This window comes from Micromonospora sp. NPDC051296, assembly GCF_040682255.1.
In the GTDB taxonomy this organism is placed as follows: Bacteria; Actinomycetota; Actinomycetes; order Mycobacteriales; family Micromonosporaceae; genus Micromonospora; species Micromonospora craterilacus.
Genome location: NZ_JBFBAO010000278.1, coordinates 1 through 9,629 on the forward strand (window position 1 = coordinate 1; position 9,629 = coordinate 9,629).

Sequence of the window (9,629 nt, forward strand, 5' to 3'; positions counted from 1 at the left end):
AAGGTCACCCTCTACGGCGTACCGCTGGTGACCTCCCGCAAGGTGAACTTCGGCCGGATCGACCCGGCGCTGAGCCGGGAGTTGTTCATCCGGCACGCCCTGGTCGAGGGTGACTGGTCCACCCACCACCAGTTCTGGCGGGACAACCAGCGGTTGCTGACCGAGGTGGAGGAGCTGGAGAACCGGGCCCGACGGCGGGACATCCTGGTCGACGACGAGACGATCTTCCAGTTCTACGACGAGCGGATCCCCGCCGACGTGGTCTCCGGGCGGCACTTCGACAGCTGGTGGAAGAAGACCCGGCAGGAGTCGCCGCAGCTGCTCACCTTCACCCGGGAGCTGCTGGTCAACGCGGGCCGGGGCGGGGTGGCGGAGACCGACTACCCCGACCAGTGGAGCGCCGACGGGGTGCACCTGCCGCTTACCTACACGTTCGAGCCGGGTACCCCGACCGACGGGGTCACGGTGGACATTCCGCTGCCGCTGCTCAACCAGGTGCCGGCGGAGAGCTTCGACTGGCAGGTCCCCGGGCTGCGCGAGGAATTGGTCATCGCGCTGATCCGTTCGCTGCCGAAGCCGGTGCGGCGCAATTTCGTCCCGGTGCCGGACTACGCCCGCGCGGCGCTGGCCGCGATCACCCCCGGCGAGGAGCCGCTGCTGGACGCGCTGACCCGGCAGCTGCGCCGGATGACCGGGGTGACCGTGCCCCGGGACGCCTGGGACGTCGCCAAGCTGCCGCCGCACCTACGGGTCACCTTCCGGGTGCTCGGCGAGGACGACAAGCCGGTCGCCGAGGGCAAGGACCTGCCGACCCTGCAACGCCAGCTCAAGGCCGAGGTACGCCAGGTGGTGGCCGCCGCCGCGCCGGACGTGGCCCGCACCGGGCTGACCGGGTGGGACGTCGGCACCCTGCCGCGCACCATCGAGCAGGTGCGGGCCGGGTACGCGGTGACCGCGTACCCGGCGCTGGTGGACGAGGGCACCACGGTCGGCGTGCGGGTGTTCGACTCCCCCGCCGAGCAGGAGGCCGCGCACTGGGCGGGCACCCGGCGGCTGCTGCGGCTGACCGTGCCGTCGCCGGCGAAATTCCTCCAGGGGCGCCTGACCAACGAGGCGAAGCTGGCGCTGTCCCGCAACCCGCACGGTGGGGTGCAGGCGCTGATCGAGGACGCGGCCGGGGCGGCGATCGACAAGCTGGTCGCCGATGCCGGCGGCCCGGTCTGGGACGCCGAGGGTTTCGCCGCGCTGCGGGACAAGGTCCGGGCCGGGCTGGTGGACACCGTGGTGGAGGTGATGGATCGGGTCCGGGCGGTGCTCACCGCCGCGTACGCGGTGCAGCAGCGGCTCGGCGCGACCCGGAACCTGGCCGTGGTGGCCGCCCTGGCCGACATCCGCGCCCAGCTCAGCGGGCTGGTGCACGCCGGGTTCATCACCGAGGCCGGGTACGCCCGCCTGCCCGACCTGCTGCGCTACCTGACCGCGATCGAGCGGCGGCTGGACCGGCTGCCCGGCAACCCGCCCCGGGACAAGCAGCAGCAGGACCGCATCGCGGTGGTCCAGCGGGAGTACGACGAGATGGTCGCGGCGCTGCCGCCGGCCCGCCGGAACTCCGCCCCGGCGCGGCAGATCCGCTGGATGATCGAGGAGTTGCGGGTGAACGTCTTCGCCCAGGCCCTGGGCACTCCGTACCCGGTCTCCGAGCAGCGGATCTACCGAGCGATGGACGACGCCGAGGGGCGTTGACGTCCAGCGACGAGAACCCGGAGCGCCACGTCCGGGCCGAGCAACCGGGCCGGCGGGTCGATCAGGTTGAGTACCCGCAGGAACGCGGCCCCGAGCACGGCGTCGTCCGCGGCGGCGGCGTGCAGCCGGGCCAGGTAGGCGTTGACGAAGCGGACCATCAGGGTGCGTCGGCCGCGAACGCCGGGAAAGCGGAGGTCCGCGCCGACAGCTATGGACCACGGCGCGTCGATCATGCGGGCCGCCCGCCGGAAGAACCGTCGGGCCAGCCGGTCATGGTCGCGGGCGAGGAGACGGCGCAGCAGCAACGCCTGCCCCGCGGCGACCGTGATGCCCTGCCCGTAGACCGGATTGAGGCTGCACAGCGCGTCGGCGAAGACCAGATAGCCGTCCGGGAACCGGGCCAGCCTCTCGTACCGACGCCGGACGCTCGCCGGAAAACGCATCCGCACCGGCTCGTCCAGCGGCTCCCCGTCGCGGACCAGTTCGCCGACCTGCGGCGCGGTCAACGAGGCCGCGTACCGGGCGAAGCCGTCGTCGTCCACCGGTGGTTCCTCGCCCAGGATCCCGGCCATGGTGACCGCGAACCGGTCACCCTCCTGCGGCGCCACCACGCCGTACCGCGGGCGGCCGGGCATCGCGTTGGCGAGTACGCCGAGCATTCCGTCCAGTTGGCCGGCCTCCCGGCGGTAGCGGCGGGTCACGTAGGTGACCCCGACCTCCACCCGCTCCTGCCGGGCGGTCGGGTAGCCGAGTTCGGCCAGCCAGATCGGGCTGCGGCTGCCCCGGCCGCCGGCGTCGATCACGAGATCGGCGGCAAGGCTGTCCCCCAGGCCGGTGGTCGGGGCGAGCCGCACACCGGTGACCCGGCGGCGATCGGGCGTGGCGGTCAGCCCGGTGACTTCGCACTCCGGCACGATGCGTACCCCGGGCAGGGCGGCCACCCGTTCCCGAACCGCCTGTTCGAGCAGCGGACGGCTCATGCCGAAGCCGGTGAGGTCGGAACGGGCCGGGCGCATCCGGTGACCGTCGTTGTACCAGTGCACCTGACCGTGCAGATCGACCGGTGTGGCGCCCCGGCGGTGCAGGTCGGCGCCCAGCCCGGGGAACAGTTCCTCCAGGACCTGCCGCCCCCGGGCGAGCAGGACGTGCACCTGGCGGCCCTGCGGCACGCCGCGACGGTGCGCCGGTTCGGCCGGCAGCGTGTCCCGGTCCAGCAGGGTGATCTCGGTGAACGTGTCCACCAGCGCGCGGGCCGCGAGCAGGCCCCCCAGGCTGGCACCGACGACGACGGCGTGACCGGAGGCTGCCATGCCGGCAGCCTATCCAGCCCGGCGGTCGAGAAACTTCTTCGTGCGTGCCCTGTATTCGGACGGTTGTCAGGTGAGCGGTTCCACGCCGGGCGGCAGTTCGTCGGCGGCGGTGGCGGTGTGCACGTAGTCGAGGAGGATGCGGCGTAGTTCGCGGCCCGCGTGGGTGGGCACCACGTCGCGGCGGCGGGCCACCGCGATGGTGCGCCGCACCCCGGGCGGGGCCAGTCGGGTTACCCGGATCCCGGGCCGGCGGGCCACCACGATGCCGGGGACCAGGGCGACGCCCAGCCCGGCCTCGACGAAGCTGAGCACGGCGTCCATCTCCCCGCCGTCGACCGACAGGGTCGGTTCGAAGCCGGCGTCCCGGCACGCCTGGAGCGTGGCGTCGCGCAGGTCGTAGCCCTCGCGGAACATCACCAGCGGCTGGTCGCGCAGGTCGGCGACGCGCAGGTCGCCGGTGGGCGAGGCGGTCGGCAGCGGGTCGACCGAGGCGACCACCAGGCTCTCGGTGAGGATCGGGTCGGCGCGCAGCCCGGGGTCGGTGCCCTGGGCGGGCATGATGATCAGCGCCAGGTCCAGGTCGCCGCGGAGCAGGTCACGGACCAGGTCCTGGGAGCCGCCCTCCTCCACCCGCAGGTCGACGGTGGGGTGGGCGTCGCGGAACCGGCGCAGCACCGGCGGCGCGAGGGAGGTGGCGAGGCTCGGCGTGGCACCGAGGCGGACCCGGCCCCGCCGCAGGCCGACCAGTTCCTGCACCTCCCGGGTCGCGGTGTCGACGTCGGCGAGGATCCGCTTGGCCAGGGGAAGCAGCACCTCGCCGGCCGCGGTGAGGGTGATGTTGCCTCTTACCCGCTCGAACAGCGGGGCACCCAGGGTGTCCTCCAGGGCGTGAATTTGCTTACTCAACGAGGGCTGGGTGATGCCGACGAGGTCGGCCGCCTGGGTGAAATGTCGTACTTCGGCCACCGCGACGAAGTACCTCAGCTGATGGAGCTGCATCTACATAGCTTATGGCTATCAAGACTGCGGTGTCGATGCATTGGACGACTGATCAAACTGCTCCTAGCGTCGGCTGCGTGGTAGTCACGACAAGAACGCGGTCGCCCATCCGATCCAATGTCGGCCTCAAGGCCGTCATGGCGGTGACGGGCATCCTCCTGGTGCTGTTCCTCATCGCACACATGCTCGGCAACCTGAAGGTCTTCACGGGTGCCATGTCGTTCAACCACTACGCCGAATGGCTGCGCGAGTTGGGCGCCCCGCTGCTGCCCAACGCCGGGTTCCTGTGGATCCAGCGGGTCGGACTGCTGACGGCGGTGCTCCTGCACATCTGGGCCGCCACGGTGCTCGCCCTGCGCGCCCGCGCCGCCCGCCCGGTGCGCTACGCCCACCGCAAGAAGGTCCGCGGCAGCTACGCCGCCCGCACCATGCGCTGGGGCGGAGTGATCATCCTGCTCTTCGTGGTCTACCACATCCTCGACCTGACCACCGGCACGCTGAACCCGATCGGCGACCCGTCCCGGCCGTACGCCAACGTGGTCGCCGACTTCGCCCCGGCGCGCTGGTACGTCACGCTCTTCTACACCCTGGCGGTCGTCGCCCTCGGCTTCCACCTGCGGCACGGCGTGTTCAGCGCACTGCGCAGCCTCGGCCAGCAGACCCCGCGCGGCGAGCAGCGGGCCCGGGTGGTGGCGCTGGTCTTCGCCGTCGCGCTCTGCGCCGGCTATCTCCTGGTCCCGTTCGCCGTACTCACCGGATTGGTGTCCTGACCATGGATCTCTTCACCGAGGGCGACCCGGTCGCCGACACCCGGGCGCCCGACGGCCCGATCGAGACCCGCTGGGATCGCCGCCGCTTCGAGGCCAAGCTGGTCAACCCGGCCAACCGCCGCAAGATGACCGTGATCGTGGTCGGTACCGGCCTGGCCGGCGGATCCGCCGCGGCCACGCTCGCCGAGCAGGGCTACCGGGTCAAGTCGTACTGCTACCAGGACAGCCCGCGCCGGGCCCACTCGATCGCCGCGCAGGGCGGCATCAACGCGGCCAAGAACTACCGCAACGACGGCGACTCGGTGCACCGGCTCTTCTACGACACCGTCAAGGGCGGTGACTTCCGGTCACGGGAGTCGAACGTGCACCGGCTGGCCGAGGTCTCGGTCAACATCATCGACCAGTGTGTCGCCCAGGGCGTGCCGTTCGCCCGCGAGTACGGCGGCCTGCTCGACACCCGCTCGTTCGGCGGCGCCCAGGTGCAACGCACCTTCTACGCCCGGGGCCAGACGGGCCAGCAGCTGCTGCTCGGCGCGTACCAGGCGCTGGAACGCCAGATCGGCCTGGGCAACGTGGAGATGAACGCCCGGCACGAGATGCTGGAGCTGATCATCGTCGACGGCAAGGCCCGGGGCATCGTGGTCCGGGACATGGTCACCGGCGAGATCACCACGGAGTTCGCCGACGCCGTCGTGCTCGCCTCCGGCGGCTACGGCAACGTCTTCTACCTCTCCACCAACGCCAAGGGCTGCAACGTCACCGCGACCTGGCGGGCGCACCGCAAGGGCGCGTACTTCGCCAACCCCTGCTACACCCAGATCCACCCGACCTGCATCCCGGTCTCCGGCGACCACCAGTCGAAGCTGACCCTGATGAGCGAGTCGCTGCGCAACGACGGCCGGGTGTGGGTGCCGAAGGCCAAGGGCGACGACCGCAACCCGCGGGACATCCCCGAGGACGAGCGAGACTACTACCTGGAGCGGATCTACCCCTCCTTCGGCAACCTGGTGCCCCGGGACATCGCCTCCCGGGCCGCGAAGAACGTCTGCGACGAGGGTCGGGGCGTGGGCCCGACCAAGCTCGGCGTCTACCTCGACTTCGCCGACGCCATCAACCGGCTCGGCCGCAAGGCCATCGAAGCCAAGTACGGCAACCTCTTCGAGATGTACGAGCGGATCACCGGCGAGGACCCGTACGAGGTCCCGATGCGGATCTACCCCGCCGTGCACTACACGATGGGCGGCCTCTGGGTCGACTACGACCTCCAGTCGACCATCCCCGGCCTGTTCGTGATCGGCGAGGCGAACTTCTCCGACCACGGCGCGAACCGGCTCGGCGCCTCGGCGCTGATGCAGGGCCTGGCCGACGGGTACTTCGTGCTGCCCAACACGGTCGCCAACTACCTGGCCGCCGGGTCGTTCGAGCAGGTCGACGCCAGTCACCCGGCGGCCGTCGAGGCGCGCCGGGACGTGGAGGACCGGATCCAGCGGCTGCTCGCCATCAACGGCGACCGGACGGTGGACTCGTTCCACCGCGAGCTGGGCCAGATCATGTGGGAGCACTGCGGCATGGAGCGCTCCGAAGCCGGGCTGCGCAAGGCGATCGACGAGATCCGCGCCCTGCGGGAGCAGTTCTGGCAGCGGGTGCGGGTGCCGGGCGACGGCGAGGGGCTCAACCAGTCGCTGGAGAAGGCCGGCCGGGTGGCCGACTTCTTCGAGCTGGCCGAGCTGATGTGCATCGACGCGCTGCACCGCGAGGAGTCTTGCGGCGGGCACTTCCGGGCCGAGCACCAGACCCCCGAGGGCGAGGCCCAGCGCGACGACGACCACTTCGCGTACGTCGCGGCCTGGGAGTTCACCGCGACCGGGCAGCCCTCGGTGCTGCACAAGGAAGACCTGAACTTCGAATACGTCCACCCCACGCAGCGGAGCTACAAGTGAACCTGACCCTGCGCATCTGGCGTCAGTCCGGCCCCCAGGACAAGGGTCGGATGGTCACCTACCAGGTCGAGGACGTCTCCCCCGACATGTCGTTCCTGGAGATGCTCGACGTCCTCAACGAGCGGCTCATCCTCTCCGGCGAGGAGCCGATCGCCTTCGACCACGACTGCCGCGAGGGCATCTGCGGCATGTGCGGCCTGATGATCAACGGTGACGCGCACGGGCCGCAGCGCGGCACCACCGCCTGCCAGCTGCACATGCGGCAGTTCTCCGACGGCGACACGATCGACATCGAGCCGTGGCGGGCCCGGGCCTTCCCGGTCATCAAGGACCTGGTGGTCAACCGCAACGCCTTCGACAAGATCATCGCTGCCGGTGGGTACATCACCGCGCCCACCGGCAGTGCCCCCGAGGCGCACTCGGTCCCGGTGGCCAAGGCCAACGCGGACGCCGCCTTCGAGTCGGCCGCCTGCATCGGCTGCGGCGCCTGCGTCGCGGCCTGCCCGAACGGCTCCGGCATGCTCTTCACCGCCGCCAAGGTCACCCAGCTGTCGCTGATGCCGCAGGGCCAGCCGGAGCGGTACACCCGGGTGGTCGGCATGGTCGACGCGCACGACGAGGCCGGCTTCGGCGGCTGCACCAACGCCGGTGAGTGCACCGCGGTCTGCCCGAAGGGCATCCCGCTGACCACCATCGGCCGGCTGAACCGCGACTACCTGGCGGCGACCACCAAGCGGGGCGACACCCCCGGCACCTGAGCGCCACGAGACGACCACAACCGGCCGCCGCTGCCCCTTCCGGGCACGGCGGCCGGACCGTTTTCCCCACCCTCACCAGCACGCCGAGTTCAGCGGGATCACGCGCGTCGATCAATCGACCTAGGGTGTCCGGAGGACACGCTAGGGGACCGACGGGAGAGACCATTGACCATTCGGATGAACCGCAGGGCCGCGCTGGGCCTGGGCACGGTGGCCACGGCCGGAACGGTGTTGGGTGGAGCCATGCCAGCCGCCGCCGACCCGGGCCGCGCGGCTGACCCCGCCCGCGAGGCGGAGACCGCGGCCGGCTCCGGCGGCGACCGGGTCGCATCGCGGATCGGGGCCGCGTACCGCCGGGAGAGCACCCGGGCCGGCGGAAACTGGCAGGCGTACGTCAGCCTCGCCGGCCCCGCGGAGCCGCTGGTCGCGGTGAACGAATCGGCGGACCGGCGGATCGAGGCGTACAGCGTCAACAAGATCGCCGTGGCCACCGCGGTGCTGGACAAGGTCGACCGCGGCCTGCTCACGCTCGACCAGCAGGTGGAGGTCACCGCGGCGATCGTGGTGCCCGGTGGCGACGGGATCTTCAGCCTGGACGGCGCCTACCCCAGCCTGGTCACGCTGGGGCACGCTCTGGCCAACCTGCTGACCGTCTCCGACGACACCGCCGTCCGGCTCTGCGGGCTGGTCTGCCCGGCCGCCGAGCTCAACCAGATCCTGGTGGCCAAGGGGTTCCCCAACACGCAGGTGCAGCCGGTGGCCAACCCGAACCGCTTCTTCCTGGGCACCAGCACGCCACGCGAGACGCACGACCTGCTCCGGGCGCTCGTCGCCGGCACGCTGCTCTCGCCGGCCTCGACCGCGTTCGTGCTGCGGCTGCTGCGCTCCCCGGTGGCGTTCACCGACGGCATCCGCCGCACCATGTCCTCGGCCGAGCGGGCCCGGATCGCCACCAAGGCCGGCTGGTTCGCCGACGCGCGGCACGAGGCCGGAGTGATCTTCGACGCAGCCGGTGCCCCCCTGGTGACGTACGCGCTGTTCGCCGACGGTCAGGCCGACGCGGACGACTACGGGGCCACCCATCCCGCCGTGCAGGCACGGGCCCGGCTGGGGCGGCGCATCCTGGACCTGACCGCCGGTGTCGGCGGCAGTGGCACCACCCACCGCGGTCACCCGTACCGCCCGAGCAACGGCGGCTGAACCTGCCGGCGGCGGCTACCGTGGACCCGGAGAGCAGTAGAGGGGGGACCATGCGGGCGCCGAAGGAGCCGACGGGGCCGGCGACCGGCCGGCGGATCAGCGGAGCGACGGTCGGCCTGGCCGCGTTGGCCGGGCTGGCCGGCCTGGCCTGGGCGGCCTGGGACATCCCGGCCGCCCTCGGCGGCCGGCTGACCGGCACGCGAGCCGACCGGGCGGCCCGGTCGCCGCAGTTCCGCGACGGCGTGTTCCACAACCGGGCGGGTACCCGGACGATGGTCCCCGCCCCGGACCGCAACCTGCTCCGAGAGCTGATCTTCGGCAAGCAGAAGCGCCGGCCGACCGCCCCCGTGCCGCTGGTCCGCACCACCGCCGCGATCGACGTCGACCGGGCCCGCGAGCTGAACGTCGTCTGGTACGGCCACGCCTCCGCCCTGATCGAGATCGAGGGGCGGCGGGTGCTGCTCGACCCGGTGTGGAGCGACCGCTGCTCGCCGTCAGCCGCGGTCGGCCCGCGCCGGCTGCACGAGCCACCGGTACGCCTCGACGAACTACCCAACCTCGACGCGATCCTGATCTCCCACGACCACTACGACCACCTCGACATGACGACCGTGCAGGAGCTGACGGCCCGGCAGTCGGCACCGTTCCTGGTGCCGCTCGGGGTCGGCGCCCACCTCGACCGCTGGGGAGTCCCGGCGGACCGGATCGTCGAGCTGGACTGGGCGCAGACCCACCGGGTGAACGACATGGAGATCACCTGCGCCGCCGCCCAGCACTTCTCCGGGCGGGGGCTGCGCCGCAACGGCACCCTGTGGAGTTCCTGGGTGGTGGCCGGCCGCCAGCGGGTCGAGGCGATCGAGGTACGCAGCCAGCCGGCGCGCGGGATGGCGAACCCGACGGTGCTCTACA

The 9,629-nt window shown here is 71.9% G+C and carries 8 protein-coding genes; 6 read left to right on the top strand and 2 right to left on the bottom strand.

Annotated elements, in window-relative coordinates; all coding sequences use genetic code 11:
• On the top strand, positions 1-1,743 hold a 1,743-nt coding region (locus tag AB0M52_RS24670), incomplete at its 5' end, for a DUF3418 domain-containing protein (RefSeq protein ID WP_363958024.1).
• Here the strand turns inward: AB0M52_RS24670 and AB0M52_RS24675 are convergent.
• Both AB0M52_RS24675 and AB0M52_RS24680 read right to left on the bottom strand, forming a co-directional pair.
• Positions 1,710-3,053: a squalene monooxygenase gene (locus tag AB0M52_RS24675; protein ID WP_363958027.1), complete on the bottom strand. Its 1,344-nt coding sequence runs from the start codon at positions 3,051-3,053 to the stop codon at positions 1,710-1,712. The genes AB0M52_RS24670 and AB0M52_RS24675 overlap by 34 nt on opposite strands.
• A 66-nt stretch (positions 3,054-3,119) precedes the next feature.
• On the bottom strand, positions 3,120-4,052 hold the full coding sequence (locus AB0M52_RS24680; protein ID WP_363958030.1) for a LysR family transcriptional regulator: 933 nt from the start codon (positions 4,050-4,052) through the stop codon (positions 3,120-3,122).
• Positions 4,053-4,129: 77 nt separating this feature from the next.
• On the opposite strand from AB0M52_RS24680, the gene AB0M52_RS24685 reads away from it, so the two are divergent.
• The 5 genes from AB0M52_RS24685 to AB0M52_RS24705 all read left to right on the top strand — a co-directional run.
• Positions 4,130-4,822 carry a succinate dehydrogenase cytochrome b subunit gene (locus AB0M52_RS24685; protein WP_363958033.1) on the top strand — a complete coding sequence of 231 codons (693 nt, stop codon included), beginning with the start codon at positions 4,130-4,132 and terminating at the stop codon, positions 4,820-4,822.
• 2 nt (positions 4,823-4,824) lie between these two features.
• Positions 4,825-6,762 carry a fumarate reductase/succinate dehydrogenase flavoprotein subunit gene (locus AB0M52_RS24690; protein ID WP_363958035.1) on the top strand — a complete coding sequence of 646 codons (1,938 nt, stop codon included), beginning with the start codon at positions 4,825-4,827 and terminating at the stop codon, positions 6,760-6,762.
• Positions 6,759-7,520 carry a succinate dehydrogenase/fumarate reductase iron-sulfur subunit gene (locus AB0M52_RS24695; RefSeq protein ID WP_363958038.1) on the top strand — a complete coding sequence of 254 codons (762 nt, stop codon included), beginning with the start codon at positions 6,759-6,761 and terminating at the stop codon, positions 7,518-7,520. Before AB0M52_RS24690 ends, AB0M52_RS24695 begins: the two co-directional genes overlap by 4 nt.
• Positions 7,521-7,697: 177 nt before the next feature.
• Complete coding sequence (locus tag AB0M52_RS24700; protein ID WP_363958040.1) at positions 7,698-8,720, top strand: serine hydrolase; 1,023 nt, start codon at positions 7,698-7,700, stop codon at positions 8,718-8,720.
• Between the two features lie 50 nt (positions 8,721-8,770).
• Positions 8,771-9,629 (top strand): MBL fold metallo-hydrolase (locus AB0M52_RS24705; RefSeq protein WP_363958043.1); only part of this gene is annotated, 859 nt, incomplete at its 3' end.

Coding starts and splice junctions, on each gene's coding strand:
- AB0M52_RS24700 (WP_363958040.1), top strand. CDS start 7,698: ATGAACCGCAGGGCCGCGCTGGGCCTGGGCACGGTGGCCACGGCCGGA.
- AB0M52_RS24675 (WP_363958027.1), bottom strand. CDS start 3,053: ATGGCAGCCTCCGGTCACGCCGTCGTCGTCGGTGCCAGCCTGGGGGGC.
- AB0M52_RS24690 (WP_363958035.1), top strand. CDS start 4,825: ATGGATCTCTTCACCGAGGGCGACCCGGTCGCCGACACCCGGGCGCCC.
- AB0M52_RS24680 (WP_363958030.1), bottom strand. CDS start 4,052: ATGCAGCTCCATCAGCTGAGGTACTTCGTCGCGGTGGCCGAAGTACGA.